This is a genomic window from Paenibacillus sp. Cedars (assembly GCF_003184205.1).
Lineage (GTDB): Bacteria > Bacillota > Bacilli > Paenibacillales > Paenibacillaceae > Paenibacillus_AQ > Paenibacillus_AQ glucanolyticus.
The window spans coordinates 2,580,546-2,600,797 of record NZ_CP020866.1; the positions used below are offsets into that span (position 1 = coordinate 2,580,546).

The window sequence follows — 20,252 nt, forward strand, 5'->3', positions numbered from 1 at the left end:
ACCGAAAGAAAGGTACCTTAACTCGAAATTCGATGAGCTTGTTTGAGGTCGATGAGACTAATAATCTTTTCAGCAACCTGATGTTCGGATAAGGGAGTTTGTTCAGCAGCGGCTAATCAATTTTTGAAGGTGTTCCCTTTTGTAGACTACATGGTTTATTACAACGGTGCTTTAGCTACTTGCAAATCTAAGCAAAATGAGCGGCACATTAGTATCCCTATGGAGATTAGCCAACAGATTCATAAATTCATCGAGTTACGAGTACCTCATTCGATAATCTCATACGAGGTTCATGATTCATGGTATACGTGTAGACCAGTTCCCGATTCACAATGTGCTCAATTAGGTATCCGCTCGAATGACCCGAAACCCCAGGTTGTTGATAAAGATTATATAAGTTTGCTTTCCCCGACCAAAATATTGGTTCTAGGTTGCAGCACATGGGGGGATATATGCGAGCAATTCGGTGACCATGTGAACGTAATCGCAACCGATGGAGGAGTATTGGTCCAAATCATGCATAAATCAGCCTCAAAGGAAAAAGCCGTGCAATGTGTGTTAAGCGATATCGGAGTAAGATCAGAAAATGTAATGGTATTCGGGGATGACTTTAACGATTTAGGCCTGTTTCATATGTCGGGATTTCCAGTTGCAATGGAAAATGCGATAATCGAACTGAAGAATTGTGCAGCCCACGTAACCGATTCAAATGATCATGATGGTGTTGCTGTTGCAATTGAGAGATTTGTAGTGTAATGCAGACCATCCATGACACTATACCGCAATAACTAGTAGAAAACAGGCAGCCCGATACTATCGGCTGCCTGTTTCCTCGTTTTTTTTCGGAAAAAATGAACTGCGCTTTTCTCTACTTCTCTACACGCCAATCTACCTTTTTCAAGATCAATATGATGGACAACAGCGAGAAAAACAAGAGTATAAGCGTGTTCCAGGCGACAGAGCCGGACCAGCCCGATATCAGTACCTCCCGCATGGCTTCAGCGGCGTAAGTGGTTGGAAAGATATAAGAGAACCATTGCAGGATCCCAGGCAATTGATTCATATCCACCATGACTGGCGTCAAAAACGAGATGAACATCATCAAAGCTTGGACGAGCATATTTGTCAGTTGATGGCTAGGAGACCAGAAGCCGATCAGTACACCCGCGCCAACCACGCTAAAAACGGTGAGCAGCAATACAGGGACAAGTCCCCAACTGTAGTGGAATTGAATGCCGTAAGCAAGCTGACCAATCAGGGCCAGGATAATAAAAGACGGTACGCTCATGATCAAGCCGCGTAGCAAATTGGCGAAGATGAAGTTTACCTTGGCAATCGGCAGGGACGAATAGTACGTGAAGTGGCCTTGATGCTTCTGCCAAGATATCTCCTGGGCCATGGAATTAAGTCCCATAACGATTAAGCCGAAGAGCATATTCCCTGTAATAATACGTGTCATGACGGCTGGCGTTGGGTCAACCGTGAAAAATTTGAGAAACAACAGCGTTGTTAACGGAAACATGCATGCCATGATGAATATCCAAACCCACGCCTCGCGGATAATCGTGAATTGAATACGGGCCAGGATCAGCCATTCCGTAATTCTGCGTTGGATGATACTCTGCTCCTGGTGCCCTTGGAGAAAGACCGCTTCTTGCAGCTGCAAGTCATGGCTTTGCATGGATGGTTTTGCCTTTTCCATGTTTAGACCACCTCCGCTGTGACAGGTTTATCCTGTTCGTCATCGATATGAAAATAAACATCTTCAAGATTCGGAGGGACCAGCGAATATTCTTCAATCGGCAAATGCTGGTTGGTCAGGCAGTCAATCGCGTAGCTGGCGTATTGCTTCTCAATCAGTGCCCGGATTCGGTTTTCTCCTATCTTGGTCCACTGTCCCAGCGCGCTTAAGCTTTCGCAAACATAATCGCTTTCGCCTAAGGAAGTCGTAATTTCCAGTTTCATCCGCTGATCGACCCTTTGTTTTAAGACAGTGACATGATCGATGGCCAATAGCTTGCCGTGATTTATAACTGCTACTCTGTCCACGACCTGTTCGGCCTCCAGCACGTTATGTGTCACCAAGATTACGGTTACTCCTTGGCGATTGCGTTCCTGAATCAGGTCCCATACGAGCCTTCTCTTTTTAGGATCCAGTTCATTGGTCGGTTCATCCAGGATCATGACGGGGGAAAAGCCGATCAAACATGTACCAATCCCGATTAAACGCTTCTGTCCGCCGGAAACGTTTTTGAGCAGCTTATGACGGAGGTCCTGCATTCCAAAGCGTTCCAACAATTCCTCTGATTGCTCTATGGAGGACTGCTTTGTCAATCCCCGCAATCTTCCTGTAAAATACAAGGCTTCCCAGGTTTTTAAACTGGTTAGGGCGTGAGGCTCTTGTGAGTAGTAGGCCACCTCTTGGGCAACTCGCTTGGTTTGTGTCTGTACGCTGGTTCCTTTGTAGCGTACCGTACCTGAGGTGGGAGCAAGATGACCTACCATTTGCTTGATTAGCGTGGATTTGCCTGCTCCATTCGGACCAAGCAAACCGAGAATTTCCCCTTGCTGAACGTCGAAACTTATGTTTTGATTGGCGACAACCTTTCCTTTTTTGTATGTTTTATCCACATGCTCTAATTGATAAATCAGCTTCATCATTTTTCCCCTTTCAGTTCGAACTATGTTTTTGCTGCTGCGTGTCTAAATCAAGAGAGAGTATGTATTCTTTGACTGGTAAATGAGGATGCCTGAGTATACTTAACGGTATATCAACCGGCGCAATATAAAGATAACTTATTGCTATGACTAGAAGTGAGGGACGGCAGAACGGTTTTCGTCTCCGTCTCAGGACAGAGGCAGCATGCTGAAAATGTCTCTGGGGAGTATAGACGGATTAACGAAAAAAAAGATATTCGTCCAAATCTGAAGTATGAGATAGATAGGCAGGTACATTCAATTATTACAGCAGGCCAGTATTGTGCCTAGGGGAACTAATATTGTGTGAGTTCTAGTTCGTAAAACTTTGATCCTAGCATAGCAGATACGCAGTCGATTTTTGCGAATTTTTTTGTAACTTACTTGCAACGGACTTCCAATAGAATGTGAGCAATCAAACAAACTTCTATTTTCGGGAGGAAATAACAGCAAAAAAAACTTATCGGCGAATATCTTAAAATGCTGCTGCGTGAGCATGGACTCAGCCCGGACGCCACTTTGTTGCTGGATGACTCCGAGTTGCGATAGATTCCAATTCAACTCACAAGCGGCTCATGCATAAACCACCGTATGCTGTTTGGACTTGACGGCTTCCCCATTCCCCATTTACACTGACGATGTTTTAAGGGCATATATTTTGTAACGATGGGAGTGAAACGAATGGAGCCGTTGATAAGTATTGTGATGCCTACGTATAATCGGGCGCACATCATTTCCGGCGCGATCGAGTCCATCTTGAGCCAGTCTTACGGCAACTGGGAGCTGATCGTCGTTGATGACCGAAGCACGGATCATACGAAAGAGGCAATCCGCGAGTGGGCGAGTAGGGATGCGCGAATTCGCTATGTGTGCAACGAACGGGAAAAAGGGCCGGGCGGCGCGCGAAACACGGGGATGCTGGCGGCGCGAGGCGAATATTTGGCGTTTCTTGATTCCGATGACGAATGGTATCCTTGCCATTTGACCGACAGCATGAGCACACTTGCGCTGACAAAAGCAGCTATCAGCTTTGCGCTGTGGGTGGAACAGCACGGCGATATGACTTCCTACAATTTCGACAACAAGGTGGAGCGACATTTGCTGCATTCGATGCGAACAACGTTCGAAACATGGAATGACGGAGAAACGATCATATTCGAAAAAGGATTGTTCGAGGCGTTTTTGTCTCATACACGCAATTTTTTTCAACTGAATACGATGGTATTCCGGCGGGAGCTGTTGGATGAAGTCGGCTTGATCAATGAGCATTTTTATCTGGGTGAAGATACAACCTATCTGCTCCGCTTTTTCGACAAATACAGAATTGCACTGCAAACCAAGCCTCATGCCGTCTACCGGGAATCTCCCGATAGCCTCTACTTATTCTGCGACCGCTGGCAGCTTGATCCAGATACGATTCATCTCAACAAGGAAATATATATAAGAATCGAGGAGCTTAGCTTCAAATCTATCCAGGTCCGCGAGCACATACGGGAATTAGTCTCTCAGTCCGATTCCGTCAGCAAAAAAGCGAAACAACTCTATTATATCGACATCGGCATCGCAAGCAAATATTATACACTCAGCTATTTAAACCGTCACGATCGCAAAAAAGCGCTCCATTATTGCCGCCAATCCATCCGCTGTAAAGTTACGATTTTTAATATGTTTTTGTATGTTAAGCTGCTGTTTTCAAGCAAGAACGGAAGTGTTTTTTTGCGCAGAGCTCTCAATCTCTGGTAGTACTGATCAAAAAAGTAAATAAAATTTCCCCCTGTATTGTAAGTTTATCTCCCTATCGCAGGCAAAAGTTTAGCACTACTATAAGGGTAGGTTACAAGAAATTCCCTAATTTATGAGAATTATATTTTTTTACTGTAACACTTTAATTCATTACCGCTACACCTTAATACACACCAATTTCCCTCTTTGCAGCAATGAACTGCCTAGAATGATGAGCTGCTGCTATGTACAAGCCACGTTTTTAGTTTCTACTGCCAGGATTTTCGATCTACTGGAACTCGCACGATAGCCTACACCTGCCTGATCAGCATGAGCTCGTTCAACAGCATGAGCTTACTGCCAGCAAGTTTCCACACAAAAAAGTATGAGCTTGCCAGTCAACAAGCCCCCTCACAATCACATGAAATTGCCTATTCACCTTGATCCCACGTATAAGCATGAACTTGCTTGTTTTGTACAAACAGCTACAGTGGCAAGAGTTTGCCGCACAGATTCTTTTAGAACGTCTTGTTGCACCAGCCTGGTCTTTTCGTTAAGTCAGAGAAACAACGCAGGTTTGTTTCTGGGTGTTCCTTAAAAAGAATATTTGGAAAATAACGTTCGTTTTTAAGAAGTTAGCTAAGTCTTATTTTTCCAAACACCACCCCACAAGGAGAGTGTATTCATGTTTAGAGAGATGCATAAGTCCAAAATTCACCATGCTGTCGTGACGGAGGCCAATTTGAATTATGTAGGAAGCATAACCATCGATCAGGATATTTTGGATGCATCCAACATCCTGGAGAACGAAAAAGTGCAGGTTGTCAATATAAATAACGGAGCCAGGCTGGAGACCTATGTCATAACCGGCCCAAGAGGCTCGGGTATGGTGTGCTTGAACGGTGCCGCTGCGAGACTGGTGCAGCCGGGCGACCGCGTCATTATTATTTCTTACGCGATGATGGAGGAATCGGTAGCCCGAACGTATCGTCCGCATGTTGTCATTTTGGACGAGCTTAATCGCATCGTAACGGAGGATTATCAAGAACTGCATTCCACAACGTTGTGATCAAACACAGAACGGGGGGCTGGCGACGATGAGAACCATCCGTAATTTATCCGGCGTATTGCTGGAGCGCAAGGAAAACGATACTGGAATTTTATTTTGCGAAAGCGGTCAGGAACGCCACTTGTCGTACGGCCAATTACTAACATTGGCCGGAAGAGCGCTCCATCTGCTGCGCGAGCAGGGCCTTGAGCCAGGCGACTTTGCCGTCTTGCAGACGGAAGATAATGAACGGTTTATCCTCCTGTTCTGGGCTTGTGTGCTCGGCGGCATTGTCCCCGTACCTGTGACCGCGGCGCGTACGGACGAAGGACGCAAAAAGCTGATCGAGGTATGCAAGCAGTTGGAAGCGCTTAGATTTCTATGCGATGAGGAGCTTTGGCCGGGAATTCAAGGCTACGCTTTGAAGCACGGAGAAGCGGAGGCGCTGGCCGGGCTCGAGTCTGGCAGCGTGCCGATTGCGGAGGTGCTTGCGGCGGCTGTGGATACTAACAGGCCCGAGGCGGAGCCTTATGACGCAGCCGAGACGGACACCGCATTCATCCAGTTTACATCGGGCTCTACCGGAGACCCGAAGGGGGTCGTGCTGACGCACGGCAATCTTCTGTCGAACATGCGAGCCATTATCCATGGAGCACAGTCGACGGAGCAGGATTCTTCCCTAAGCTGGCTGCCGCTGACGCATGATATGGGGCTCATCGGCTTTCATCTTTCTCCGCTATTTTGCGGCATGAATCAGCTGCACTTGCCGACCTCGACGTTTGTGCTTCATCCGATGAAATGGCTGGAGCTTACGCATAAGCATCGGGTGACATGCCTCTCTTCGCCGAATTTCGGTTATGTGCATTTTCTGCAGCATTGGAAGCCGGAAGGAGCGGCCGCATGGGATTTGTCTTGCGTCAGGCTGATATTTAACGGGGCCGAACCGATATCGGCTGCCCATTGCCGCGATTTTCTGGAGGCGATGAAGCCGTACGGGTTAAAGGGGAATTGCATTTTTCCGGTATACGGGCTTGCGGAAGCGAGTTTGGCCGTGACGTTCCCTGGGACGAAAGACTACCTGAATACCGCTCTGCTTGAGCGACAATCACTCGCTGTCGGACAGCCTGTACGAATGGCTGCACACGGGGACCATACTGCGATCGAGATCGTCGAACTTGGTTTCCCCGTACAAGAGTGCGAGGTGCGCATTTGCGACGAAGCGGGAAAACCAACGGCTGCAGGCAGTATAGGCTTGCTTCATATTAGAGGCCGCAACGTTACAAGTGGCTACTATAAGCGACCTGATGTAAACAAGCAAACGATTACTCCGGAAGGCTGGCTGAATACGGGAGATTTGGGTTTCTTGCTGGAAGGACGTTTTTATGTGACCGGTCGCATGAAGGACGTCATATTCGTCAATGGGCAAAATGTGTATCCGCATGACCTGGAGGCATTGATCAGCAGCCTGAAAGGGGCCGAAATCGGGAAAACGGCGATTGCCGCCGTTCAGGATGACATGACCAAACGGGATGCGATGGCTGTTTTTATTCAACATCGTGGCAAGATCAGCGGATTTGTACCGCTGATGACCGAGGTGAAAAAACGGCTGAACGGATCGGCCGGTCTGGACGTTGCTTTTGTTGTCCCTGTTCGGCGCATTCCGAAAACGACCTCCGGCAAAATTCAACGCTACGTATTGGCGGAAGCGCTGCGCGCAGGAGAGTTTGCAGAAGCGCTTGCCGAGTTGAAAGAGCTGGAAGCGGCGACCACGCTCGAGCTCTATGATGTTGAAGGCGGCGATGTCATACGTGGGGATGCCAGCTTGGAGCCGGCCACGGAAACGGAAGAGCGGATCGTGTCCGTCTGGCGTGAGGTGTTGAAAAAGGATGCCATAGGCCGAAATGACAGCTTTCTCGAGCAAGGTGGCAACTCGCTCAAGGCGGCTGATGCAGCCGCCAGGCTGCAAGAGGCGTTTGGCGCCCGACTTACGCTTACCGAGCTGTTTTTGCATGATACGGTGAGCTCGCTGGCCGTTTTACTGGAGCAAAGGACACAGGAGAGCATGGGTACTGCCACAGACGCTCCTCCACCGGTGGTTAAAGCAGAAGAGCGGACGGTTTATCCTGCGACCTCGGCGCAAAAGCGGCTGTTCATTTTGGAGCAGCTGAATCCGGGGCTGCTCAATTACCATCTGCCGTTTGCGGTTCAGGTGAAGGGCTCGCTCGATATCGAACGATTCCGCGCAGCATGGCGGACACTAATAGAGCGTCATCCGGCGCTGAGGACGTCCTTTTATATGGAAGAAGGCCATGTGATGCAGCGCATCGAGCAGGCGATCGAGTTGCCGCTTGCGGTCGTTGACGGAAGCAGCTGGTCGGCGCATGACCTGGCGCTGCGTCAGCGCAGCTTCCTGCAGCCGTTTCCTCTGGAGAAAGGGCCGCTGCTGCGCATGGAGCTTGTGCGCCTGGAGCACGAGTCAAGCGTACTGCTGCTGGATATGCATCATATCATGACGGACGGAACGTCGATGGGCATTTTGATGTCCGATCTTACGAGGTTTTACGAAGGGAACCTACCTGAGCCGTTGTCCATACATAGTGGGGATATCGCGCTGTGGGAGGAAGCGGACCGAAATGGCCGCTGGCTTGTGGGCCAGAAGGTTTATTGGCGCGAAATCTTTCGGGATGGTGTGCCGTCTCCGGCGCTTCCGTCCCCCCGTTCAAGACCGCAGACGCCGAGCTATCGCGGGGCAATGGAGCGCTTTGAGCTGGAGCCGGAGCTTGCCGGATCGCTGCGGGCGTTGGCAAGACGCGAGGGCGTAACGTTATACACCGTCCTGCTATCCATTTATTATGCTCTGCTTGCGAAATATACGGGCGAATCCGACATCGTTATCGGCACGGCAGCCGCGAGACGGATGCGGCCGGAGCTGCAAGGCGTAGTCGGGATGTTCGTTAACATGGTTCCGATCCGCCTGCGCGGGCAAAGCGGCTTGCGCTTCGATCAATGGCTGAAGCAGGTCCACGGGGAGGCGCTGACCGCCATAGGCAACGGGGATGTGCCTTATGAAGAAATAGCCGAGCTGGCGAATGTTGAGCGGGCATATGGGCGGAATCCGCTGTTCGATTCGGTGTTTACGCTGCAAAATATGGAGCTGCCCGAATGGAAGAGCAAAGATGTTGTTTATACGCCCCAAGCGATGGACAGCGGCTCGGCCAAGTTCGACCTGACTTGGGAGTGCGTGGATAACGGCGTTAGTATCACATTTACGCTGGAGTATGCGCTGGATTTGTACGATGAGCGGGCCGCTGCGCAATGGGCCCGGCATTATGTAGCGTTGGCCCGGGCCGTCGCCGAGCAGCCGCATGCAGCGCTTGGCGAGCTTGATCCCGTCAATGCGCAGGAACGGGATCGTCTGCTCCGGCTTGGCCGTTCATTCGCCGAGCAGCCGCAGGAGCTGTCGCTGCACAGGCTGTTTGAGCGGCAAGCGGCGGAAACTCCGCAGCAGATTGCCGTTGAAATGGGCGGGCGGACGTATACCTACAGCGAGCTGAACGAACGTGCCAACCGGTTCGCGCGCGTGCTTGCGCGGTGCGGCGTTGCGCCGGGGGCGAAGGTGGCGTTATTGTTGCGTCGCTCGCCCGATATGATTGCGGCGATATTGGCTGTGCTGAAATCGGGAGCCGTTTATGTCCCGATTGACCCGCAATATCCCGAAGAGCGGATTTTGTTTATGCTCCGGGATACGGAAGCGCAGGTCATCGTGGCTGCAGCCGCGACGATGGAGATGGGTGCCCGGCTTGCCGGTGACAGCATCGATGTCGTCGACATGGAAGAACTGGATACGAAATGGGCTGGCGGGTCCGGGCATGATCTGGACATCGATGGCGCTGGGGATGATCTCGCATATATCATGTATACCTCCGGCTCGACGGGCAAGCCGAAAGGGATTCTGACCACGCATCGCAATGTGTCCCGGATTGCCTACCATACCGATTATATAAGCATTTCGGAAAACGATGCGCTGTTGCAGCTTTCCAACTACGCCTTTGACGGTTCATCCTTCGATTTGTACGGTGCGCTGTTGAACGGCGCGAAGCTGACGCTGGTTGGCGAGGAAGAGGTTGCCGACGTTATGCGGCTGACGGAGCTGATCAAGGACAGCGGCATTACCGTGTTCTTTGTGACAACAGCGCTGTTCAATACGCTGGTCGATCATGGGCTGGAGTCGCTGCGCGGCCTGCGTCATATTTTATTTGGCGGAGAGCGGGCTTCCGTGCCGCATATCCGCAAAGCGCTGCGCCCGCTTGGACCGGGTGTGCTGCTGCATGTCTATGGCCCTACGGAAACAACGGTGTTTGCTACCTGTTATCCGATTACTGAAACATGGGATGGACAAGGGACGGCCACCGTGCCGATCGGTGCGCCAATCGCACGTTCAGAAACGCTGGTGCTGAATGAGCAGGGCCGATTGCAGCCGGATTGGGTGCCAGGCGAGCTGTGGATTGCGGGCGACGGTGTCGCATCCGGTTATGTGAATTTGCCGGAGCAGACCGCTTCAAAATTTCGGCCGCATCCATTCCGGGAAGGTGAAACCGTGTACGGCACCGGGGATCTGGTTCGCCGCTTGCCTGACGGAAATTTGGAGTTTCTGGACCGAATCGACAGCCAGGTCAAGCTGAGGGGTTACCGGATTGAATTGAGTGAGATCGAAAGCAGGCTGCTGGATTGTGCGGGCGTCAAGGAAGTGTTTGTGGCGCTGATCGAGAATGACGGCGCGCCTTATTTATGCGCTTATATCGTTGCGGAGCAAACAGAAGAGCAGGCAAGCGTTCGGAGCCAACTGACTGGAAAGCTGCCGGCATTTATGATTCCCGCCGCGTTTGTGCCGTTGGATAAGCTTCCGCTGAACGCGAACGGCAAGGTGGACATAAAACGTCTTCCTGTGCCGGAGCGCACGGCCCCCTATGAAGCGCCCGCCACGGACACGGAGGTCCTTGTTGCCGGATTGTGGCAAGAAGTGCTTCATGCAGGAAAGGTTGGCGCGGTTGACCACTTCTTTGAGCATGGTGGTCATTCCTTGAAAGCGGCCGCATTGACCTCGGCCATCTACAAGCATTGCCGGGTGCGCATGCCGCTTCAGGAAATTTTCAAGCTGCCGACGGTCAGAGAGCAGGCGGCCTGGATCGACGGGGCAGCCAAGGAAGCGTACGAACCTGTTACGGCCGCGCCACAAGCCGCATCCTATCCGCTGAGTCCGCCGCAGCGGCGCATGTTTTTGGCGGAAAACATAGCTGATATCGGACTATCCTACCATATTCCGCTTGCGCTTAAATTGACGGGTACGGTTAATGAAACCGGATTTGGACAAGCGCTTCGGAAGTTGATCGAACGGCATGAGCCGCTGCGGACCTCCTATCACTGGATCGACGGTGCTGCGGCCCAGATCGTGCACGATTCGGCCGACTTTGTTCTGCAAACGGCGGAGCTCGCAGAGACGCCGCTGCCGGAATGCTTGAGACCGTTTTTCCGGTCGCTCAATCTTGGCTCCGTGCCGCAGCTCGCTGCATGTTATTGCCGGCCCGAATCGGAAGGAGCTGAGGCTTATCTGCTGCTCAACATCCATCACATCGCGGCGGACGGCATATCCGTTAAGCTGCTGCTGGAGGAGCTGGCCGATTTGGTCGACGGGGCAGAACTTGCGCCTCTGGCTCTGCATTACAAGGATTATGCTGTTTGGCAAGAGCGACAGTCCGGCTCAGAGCGGGTGAGGGCAAGTCAGGCGTTTTGGACGGAGCAGCTTGCTGAATCTTCGGCGCCGCTCGATATGCCACTGGATCGGGCGCGCGGCGACCGTCAGACATTTGCAGGCGATACGTATACCTTCAATATTCCGTCGGCACTCGTCGCACGGATGAAAGAAACAGCAGCAAGCGCCGGAGCTAGCTTGAACAGCCTGCTTTTTGCGGCTTACGCGCTGCTGCTCAAGGGAACAACGCATCAGTCGGAATTTGCAATCGGTGCTTTGGCGGCAGGCCGGTCGCATCCGGACACGGCCCGGATGATCGGCATGTTCAACCAGTTTCTGCCGATTCGGATGCAGGTGGCGGACGAGCTGCCGATCTTGGCGTTTGTGGATGAGACCCATCGGCGTCTGCTTGCCGCATACGAGCATGGCGATGTCAGCTTCGAGCACATGATGGAAGCGACCCCGTATCCGCATGACCCTTCGCGCAATCCGCTGTTCGATACGATGCTGATTCTTCACAACCAGTTTGATGACGAGAAACTGGCGGTGCGCGGCAACGGCTGGAGCATGGAGCCTCTGCCTGTCAGCCACGGAACCTCCAAGCTGGACTTCAAGCTCGATCTGTACAGCGATGGCGAAGGCGATCTGCGGGCGGTGCTGGAGTATAATACGGGATTGTTCGATAAAGGTACGATGGAGCGCTTGGCGGCGCGGCTGCTTTACATTTTAGAGCAAACGGCTGCCAGCCCCGACCTGATCTGTGGCGACGTTGAAATGACGACACCTGCCGAAGAAGCTGCCATTGCGGCATGGAATAATACGGGATCTCCGTACCCGATGGAGAAGACGATTCACGAATGGTTCGCCGAGTCCGCGCGGCGGTGGCCGGACCTCCCGGCGGTGCGATCGGCAGAAGGCTCGCTGACGTATGGGGAGCTTAATGAACGCGCTGAACGCATGGCTGCCGTGCTAAGAAGCAAGGGGGTTGCGGTCGAGACGATTGTGCCGATTGCCGCCCAGCGCTCGCTGTCCATGATGATTGCGATCATGGCGGTGCTCAAGGCGGGAGGGGCCTACTTGCCACTCGACCCGGAGCATCCGCCCGAGCGGATCCGCGGCATTCTGGAGGACAGCGGGGCCAGTCTGCTTCTGGCGGGGACCAAGTGGATTCATACGCTCCCGGCCTTTCAGGGGGAAACGCTAGATCTGGACGCGCTTGCGACTACCGCCGCATCGGAGCTGCCGCTTGGCGAAGAAGAAACGGTTTTGCCGCCTCAAGCAGGCCCCGAGCATTTGGCGTATGTCATTTATACATCAGGCTCCACCGGCCAACCCAAAGGCGTTATGGTGGAGCACCGCGCTGCGATCAACCGGCTGCACTGGATGCAGACGGCTTATCCGTTGAATGAGCGAGACGTTATTTTGCAGAAAACGCCGATCACGTTTGACGTTTCCGTATGGGAGCTGTTCTGGTGGAGCTTTGCCGGTGCATCGCTTTATTTGCTGGAGCCCGGTGGGGAGAAGGAGCCAGCGGTCATGCTGCGCACGATTGAGGAGCAGGCGGTTACGGTTATGCATTTTGTGCCGTCTATGCTGGGCGTCTTCCTGCCCTACGCGGCGGACAGCGGCAGAGGCGGCGAGCTAAGATCCCTGCGGTACGTATTTGCGAGCGGCGAAGCGCTCAAGCCCGCGCATGTCGCAGGTTTTTACCGCCTGATGGAGCGTGGCGGCAGCCAAGGACGGCTCATCAATCTGTACGGCCCGACGGAAGCGACCGTCGATGTCAGCTATTACGATTGCCCGGACGCTGGGGCGGGTGCGATTCCGATCGGCAAGCCCATCCAGAACATCCGGCTCCACATTGTGGACGAGCGGATGAGACCGCAGCCAATCGGTGTGTTCGGCGAGCTGTGTATCGCAGGTGCCAGTCTTGCGCGCGGATATCGCAACAGGCCGGATTTGACAGAGCAAAGCTTTGTTCCGAATCCGTTTGCCGCAGGAGAGAAGCTGTACCGTACCGGGGACCTTGCAAGGTGGCTGCCGGACGGCAATATTGAATATTTGGGACGCTTTGACCATCAGGTCAAGCTGCGTGGTCTCCGCATCGAATGCGGCGAGATTGAGCACGCGCTGCTCCGCCAGGCAGAAGTTCGCGATGCCGTGGTGACGGCGGTGATGGACCATGCGGGAGAGCCGGCGCTATGCGCATATCTCGTGACAGTGGACGGGGAGAAGCCGGAGGAAGTGAGTCTTCGGGATGCACTTAAGGAACTGCTGCCGGAGTATATGATTCCTACATATTTTGTAGCTATGGAAGCGTTACCTCTGAATCCGAGCGGCAAAACAGATCGCAGCCGCCTGCCGGAGCCCCGGTTCGCTGAACCGGTGGCTCACGGCGAAGCGCCTGCTACGCCAACGGAGCAGCGGCTGTCCGAGCTGTGGCAGGAGGTGCTCGGTCTGGCTGCAAGCGGGCCGGACGACCCGTCGGTGATCGGGAGAGAAGCCCATTTCTTTCAATTAGGCGGCCATTCCTTGCGCGCCGCACGGCTTGCGGGCTTGATCGAGCAGCGTTATGGAGCTGCATATGCATTGAAGGATGTGTTCGAGACTCCGCTGCTGCGGGAAATGGCGGCCCGCATCGACACCGCAGTCTCCAAGCCGGCCGTGGTTATTGCCCAGGCGGAAAGTCGGCCTTACTACCCGTTGTCACTCGCGCAGAACAGGTTGTTTGTGCTGCAGCAGTTTTATCCGGGCAGCACGGCCTACAATCTGCCGCTCGCGCTGAACCTGACGGGAAAACTTGATCAGAACAGGCTTCGCGAGGCGATTCAGGGCTTGATTGACCGCCATGAACCGCTGCGCACCAGCTTTGACTGGGCAGACGGCAAGCCTGTACAGCGTGTCCATGAGTGGGTTTCGTTTGAACTCGCCGTGTTTGCCTTGATGGATGCAGCGGACTTGAATACATTTACGCGTGCGGTCGTCCGCCCGTTCGATTTGCGGAAGGCTCCGTTAATTCGGGCGTTTCTTGCGACAGACGGCGAAAGTCGGCATACGCTGCTGCTGGACATTCACCACATCGTCGCCGACGGCTTGTCCATGAATGTGATGGCGCGCGATTTCGAGCAGTTGTATCGCGGCGGCTCCTTGCAGCCGCTGCCCATTCACTATAAGGATGCCGCCGTTTGGCAGCAGGAGTGGATGGCTTCAGTGGCAAGAGAGGAGCAAGAGCAATATTGGGCACTCCGGCTAGCGGGTACACTTCCTGTGCTGCAGCTGCCAACCGATTATCCGCGTCCGCCCGAACAAACCTTCGAAGGCGCCAAGCTTGAGCTGCGAATACCGGCGGGGCTTGTCGAGGGCATCGGAGCGGCGGCTGAGCAATGGGGCGTTACGCCATTCCATATCTGGCTCGCTGCTTACCATACGTTATTCCATCTGATGACAGGGCAAGACGATCTGATTGTCGGCACGCCGATCGCCGGCCGCTTCCATCCCGCTACCGAGTCTCTGGTCGGCATGTTTGTCAATACACTGCCGATTCGAAGCCAGCCATCTGGCGAGCTGTCGTTCAGAGCGTTAGCCGAGCAGCTCAAAGAAACAGTGCTTGCGGCACTGGATAACAGCTTGCTCCCGTTTGAGCACATGGTGACGATGCTGGATGTGCCGCGCGATCTGAGCCGCAATCCGCTGTTTGACACGATGTTTGTCATGCAGTATAGGGAGGCCGGACAGGTGGCGGTGGACGGCTTGCAATTTGAGGCGCAAGTGCCGGACCATCGCGTTTCGAAGCTGGACTTGACGTTTGAGATTGCGGATCAGGGCCCAAAAGGCGCAGCCTTGATGATCGAATATGCAACGTCGCTGTTTAAAGAAGACAGCATATGCAGAATGGCGGAATGGTATTTCCGTATTGTCGGTCTTGCACTGTTCGAGCCGGAGCAGCCGCTCGGAGGGATCGGATTGCAGGGCGCCGCTGAGGCAGAGAAGCAGAGCAAAGAGTTCAATCGTACGACAGCGCCGTATGCAGGCGGCGATACGGTGGAGGTTTACCTCGAAAGACAAGCGGTGGAAACGCCGCAGGCCGTTGCGGTTGCGGCGGAGGACGGAGTTTTGACGTATGCGGAATTGAACCGGAAGTCAAACCGGCTGGCGCAGGCACTCAGACGGCAAGGTGTCAAGCGCGAGGATCGCGTGGCCGTCGTAATGGATCGCAGCCTGGAGATGATGATTGCAATCTTTGGCGTGCTAAAGGCGGGCGGAGCTTATGTGCCTGTTGCGCCGGGCTTGCCGCCGGAACGAATACGCTACATGCTGGACAATTCCGGAGCCGAGCTTGTCCTGACGCTGGGCAAAGCCTCGGAAGAGCTGGAGACGTTCGCGTCATTGATGGACGTTCATGAGGCGCTGGCGCAGGAACGGGACGACTCCCCTGTGGAGAAGCTGCATGATTCACGTTCGCTTGCCTATGTGCTGTATACCTCGGGATCGACCGGACAGCCGAAAGGCGTCATGATCGAGCATCATTCCGTTGTTAACCGGATCGGCTGGATGCAGAAGCAATATGGACTGGACGCAAGCGGAGTCATTATGCAGAAAACGCCGATTACCTTCGACGTATCGGTCTGGGAGCTGTTCTGGTGGAGCTTTGCGGGAGCCAAGCTGGTCCTGCTGCCTCCAGGCGGCGAAAAAGACCCCGCGCTTATGATGGATACGATAGGGCGGCATGGCGTAACAACGATGCATTTTGTGCCGTCCATGCTGCACCTGTTCCTGGAGCATCCGAGCTTGCTGCGCGGCGAGGCCAGGCTGGAGAGCCTGCGTCATGTGTTCGCCAGCGGCGAAGCGCTGACTGCGGATCAGGTGCGGCGGTTCCGCGAGCGGATCGGAGTTCCATTCGATGCCAGACTTGTGAACCTGTACGGCCCGACCGAGGCGACGGTGGACGTTTCCTTTTACGATTGCTCTGATGGCGATATTCCGATCAACGATATTTCGATCAATGTACCGATTGGCAAGCCGATCGACAATATTTCGCTCTATATCATGAGCGGAGCGATGAAGCTCCAGCCTGTCGGCATTGCGGGGGAACTATGCATATCCGGCGTGGGCCTGGCGCGAGGTTATATCGGCCGGCCCGATTTGACGGAAGAAAAGTTCGTCGATAATCCATTTGCGGCGGGCAGTCTGATGTATCGAACAGGAGATCTTGCCAGATGGCTGCCTGACGGAAGAATCGAATATTTGGGCCGAATCGACCATCAGGTGAAAATAAGGGGCCAGCGTATCGAATGCGGGGAAATCGAGCATGTGCTGCGCGGTCATCCAGCGGTTTCGGAAGCGGTGGTCATGAAGCGGGATGCCGCGAGCGGAAGCGAGTATTTATGCGCGTACATCGTTTGCACCGAACCTGTGGACCTTGAGGAGTTGCGGGATTTTGCAGCATTGCGCCTGCCGGATTATATGGTTCCGCTGGCCGTGATGGAACTGCCCGTTATGCCCCTGTCTCCAAACGGCAAAATCGACCGAAAGGCGCTGCCGGAGCCGGAGCTTAAGACGGGTAGCGGCACTCCGTTTGTTGAAGCGACAAGCGATAACGAATTGGCAATTGCCGCCGTATGGCGCGAAATTCTGCAAAGGGACGACTTCGGCATCCATCATCGCTTCTTCGATGCCGGGGGAGACTCGCTGCTGCTGGTACGGGCGCATCAACGGCTGGAGACGTTATATCCCGGCGCTCTCGGCGTAACGGATCTGTTCACCTATCCAACAATCTCATCGCTTGCGGCGTATTTGGAGTCGAGAAATCGGGAGCTCGCGAGCTGGAGCTGGACCGGTCTGCTGGTGGCAGACGACTGCGTCAGCAGCGGCTATGCCGCGGAGCGTATCGGCAGCGTTCAGTTCCAACTGGACCAGGTGGTTGCGAAAGGACTTGCGGAACTTGCAGCATCCCGCTCGGTGACGGTTGAAGCCGCGGCGTATGCCGCATATCTGTACTTCTGGCGAGGAGAGTCCGGCAGCAGTCGGCTTGTGCTTCCAGCCATGACGGATAACGGTCTGATTGCTCCGAAGGAAATCGACTTTGCAGAGGTGCGCGATTTCGATACGCTGCTGCGGCATGCCGCCAAGCGGGCGAGCGCAGGAGAATGTTACTCCGTGCGACAAATCAGAAAGCACCCGCAAGCCGAAGCCGGATTTGTCTTGTTCCCGTTATTTGCAGGAGCAGCGCAGCACGGGTTCAAGGAACGGGAGACGTTATTGGAACGATTCGATGTTGTGCTGTATATGGATGGCGCTGCATCGCCAAGCGGGGCGGAAGGGCCAGAGCTTGGCGGGGTGTGGACTTACAACGCCCGACGCCTCGGCAAGGAGTCGGTGCTGGATTGGGCTTCCGCTTATCTGGAGCTGCTGTCGAGCGTGGTCGAGCAATATCGCACCACAGCAGACAGTGCCGTCTCGAGGGCGTAGCATGGGTCAAACCTTTGGACAAGCTGGACTGCGCCCGAGACTTGAGCATACATCTGACAGAAGAAAGAAAGGAGCTTTCCTGTGAAAAAAGTGTTGTCCGTGATAGGGAATATCGCGCTTTATATTGGGGTCTTTTATGCGCTGCTCTATCTGCTTCGCTCGACTTACCATTACGAAGCGACGCTGACTTTTGCTGAGTTTCTGGATCGCAACCCGGCTATGTTTATGGTCGTTCTGTTCACGCTGATTACGCTTGTGTACATGCTGATCTTTCGCATCAAAGGATGGATCTGGCCTCATGCGGAAAAAAATCTGTTCCGCGCGTCGGGCTTCAAGCGGCTGAGCGCCTCGCGCGTCTTGCTCATGATCGGCCTGGGTCTTGCGGGAAGTTTGTTCAGCATCGGCCTGATCGTCATTGATGATATTGCACGGCAATTTCCGTCCATTCCCGCGCTGGTTGACGATCTGATCAGGGGGGATTCAATCTGGTACGTCATTCTTGGCGCCGGTTTGATTGGGCCGGCATTTGAAGAAATATTGTTCAGGGGCCTCATTTTCAGGGAGCTTCGCCGGGTTATGCCGGTATATGTGGCCTTGGTGCTGCAAGCCGCAGCTTACGCCTACTTCCAGCCGAGCGCGGCCCTTTCAATCATCAGCATCGGTTCGGGCCTGATTTACGGGGTGCTGTATTTGCGCACCGGGTCGCTGTGGGCACCGATCCTGGTACAGAATACGGCCATGGGCACCATCTTTCTATTTAAATACATCGGGTTCTACGAATGGTTTGACAAACTCGGCGATGTTTCGCTGTATATCATTACAGCGCTCTGTCTGGCGGCGTTGATTGGAGGTTCCGTCTATGTCTGGCGGTCCTCCGGCAACGGCGGCATCGGCACACGTGCCGGTCAAGCACTGACGGCTGACGTGCCGCCGACAGCACAAAAGGGGGGCTAACCGCATGAAGGCGTGGGGAATGATGCTGGCCCGCGTGGCCGTTGTTATCGGGCTGTATTTTGCATGGTTTTTTACCGTGACGACATTATTTTTCGATTATCTTTACCCCAGAAGCACGTGGTTTGAACAGAACACGGTAACCGTCATTATTTTGAACGATATGGTGGGTTTGCCACTCATGCTGCTGGCCTGGAGGTTTATATTCAAGGAAAACCTGTTTAAGGCGGCTAAGTTTCGCGTGATGAGCGGCAAATCGGTGGCCATCGCTTTATGGATCGGGCTTGGAGCCGGCCTGTTTACAGTCGCATTCTCCCGACTTCCTGCCATTGCAACGGACAAGTATCAGTTCCGCGAATTGTTTGATTACCTGAACCGCGCGGAATGGTATGTATTTCTGGTTTTCCTGATTCTCGGAAATATTTACAAGGAGACGTTGTTCAGAGGCATTCTGATGAATGAGTTCAGACGCGTGCTCCCGGTCTGGATCGCCATTGTGATTCAGGGCGTGTTATACGGGGCGCTGTTCTTTTTCGGAGACATTCCGCTGTCGCTGTATGGTTTTCTAGGCGCGGTTATTTTTGCGCTCTTGTATGTCTGGTTTAAATCCATCTGGGCGCCGATCGCAGCGCAAGTTGCCTGTCAGGGCAGTCAGTACCTGCTGTGGCATTACGGGCCGGAGACGACGGATGTTACTATGATGTCCGCTTGGATGGCTGTGGCGGCCGTCATGATTGCTGTTGGCATATTTCTTGCGGTCAAGCATCGCTCTTCGATCTCCGCGCCGTTGTCTTCTGAGGCGGTGACACCTCTGTGAAGGGATTACGAATAGCGGGAAATACCGTATTATATTTGGTCATTTATGCGGCGATTGTGATGCTTGTGAATCAATTGCTTTACAACGGGATTAGCAATTCCGTGCTGAAAGAATGGATCAAAGGCAATTCCGGCATTGTACTGATTGTATCCAATATCATTGTACTTGCCGTCTATCTTCCGCTGCTGCGCTGGCAAAAAATTTCACTGAAGGATCTGGGGTTTGTTCCTCCGCGCAGGGGATCGCTGCTGCTGTCCGCAGGGACGGGCATCTGGCTCGGCTTGTTTATTGCCGCGTTTGCCCGTCTTCCGTGGATAAAAGCGACGTTTCCGGCCATTTCGGATCTGGTCGCTTTTGTTGCCGGCGGCAGCCTGATTATTTTTATGCTCGGCAGCTTGCTGCTGGGATCTTTGCTGGAGGAATGGCTGTTCAGAGGCATGCTGTTTCATACACTCAATCAATCTCTTTCGATTCTGTGGACGGTTCTGCTCCAGGCCGTATTGTTCGGTGCGGTATTTATGAATGTGACGGTTGGCGCATTTGCGGCGCTGGGCGCGATGCTTTACGGTGCCGTTCGCGCGGGCTCGCATTCGCTTTGGGGGTCGCTTGCGGCCCATGTGTGCAGCACAGCCACCTTGTATATCGTGCTGCAATGGGCGGGCGATTGGCAGTCCGGTACGCTTGGATTATTAGCCCTGATCAGCGGATTTGGCATTGCGGCGCATGTGTTGCTGCTGCTGCGCGGGAGCGGTGGAAGGGCAGAAAAAGAACAGGCCGTCAGTGTTTCCATTACTAGCTAG

General features: G+C 53.7%; 9 protein-coding genes. 7 read left to right on the forward strand and 2 right to left on the reverse strand.

Features of this window, described 5'->3' with window-relative positions; all coding sequences use genetic code 11:
• The first annotated feature begins 150 nt into the window (after positions 1 to 150).
• Entirely contained in the window at positions 151 to 756 is a 606-nt protein-coding gene (locus B9D94_RS13575) for an HAD hydrolase family protein (protein WP_006210251.1), read from the forward strand.
• A gap of 112 nt (positions 757 to 868) precedes the next feature.
• On the opposite strand, the gene B9D94_RS13580 is transcribed toward B9D94_RS13575, so the two are convergent.
• Positions 869 to 1,702, reverse strand: a complete 834-nt coding sequence (locus B9D94_RS13580) for an ABC transporter permease (protein WP_036638948.1) — start codon at positions 1,700 to 1,702, stop codon at positions 869 to 871.
• Between the two features lie 2 nt (positions 1,703 to 1,704).
• Positions 1,705 to 2,661 (reverse strand): ABC transporter ATP-binding protein, encoded by a 957-nt coding sequence (locus B9D94_RS13585; RefSeq protein WP_172963942.1) that lies wholly within the window; start codon positions 2,659 to 2,661, stop codon positions 1,705 to 1,707.
• A gap of 717 nt (positions 2,662 to 3,378) precedes the next feature.
• Between B9D94_RS13585 and B9D94_RS13590 the strand changes: the two genes are divergently transcribed.
• From B9D94_RS13590 to B9D94_RS13615, 6 genes are all read left to right on the forward strand, one after another.
• A complete protein-coding gene (locus B9D94_RS13590; RefSeq protein WP_006210248.1) occupies positions 3,379 to 4,440 on the forward strand; it encodes a glycosyltransferase family 2 protein in 1,062 nt (353 codons plus the stop codon).
• Between the two features lie 664 nt (positions 4,441 to 5,104).
• Positions 5,105 to 5,488 (forward strand): aspartate 1-decarboxylase, encoded by a 384-nt coding sequence (gene panD, locus B9D94_RS13595; RefSeq protein ID WP_036638956.1) that lies wholly within the window; start codon positions 5,105 to 5,107, stop codon positions 5,486 to 5,488.
• Positions 5,489 to 5,516: 28 nt separating this feature from the next.
• Positions 5,517 to 17,684: a non-ribosomal peptide synthetase gene (locus tag B9D94_RS13600; protein WP_148247251.1), complete on the forward strand. Its 12,168-nt coding sequence runs from the start codon at positions 5,517 to 5,519 to the stop codon at positions 17,682 to 17,684.
• 81 nt (positions 17,685 to 17,765) lie between these two features.
• The gene (locus B9D94_RS13605) at positions 17,766 to 18,638 is read left to right on the forward strand and encodes a CPBP family intramembrane glutamic endopeptidase (protein ID WP_006210242.1); all 873 of its coding nucleotides are present in this window, start codon (positions 17,766 to 17,768) and stop codon (positions 18,636 to 18,638) included.
• A gap of 4 nt (positions 18,639 to 18,642) precedes the next feature.
• On the forward strand, positions 18,643 to 19,452 hold the full coding sequence (locus tag B9D94_RS13610; RefSeq protein ID WP_148247252.1) for a CPBP family intramembrane glutamic endopeptidase: 810 nt from the start codon (positions 18,643 to 18,645) through the stop codon (positions 19,450 to 19,452).
• Complete coding sequence (locus B9D94_RS13615) at positions 19,449 to 20,252, forward strand: CPBP family intramembrane glutamic endopeptidase (protein ID WP_006210239.1); 804 nt, start codon at positions 19,449 to 19,451, stop codon at positions 20,250 to 20,252. Before B9D94_RS13610 ends, B9D94_RS13615 begins: the two co-directional genes overlap by 4 nt.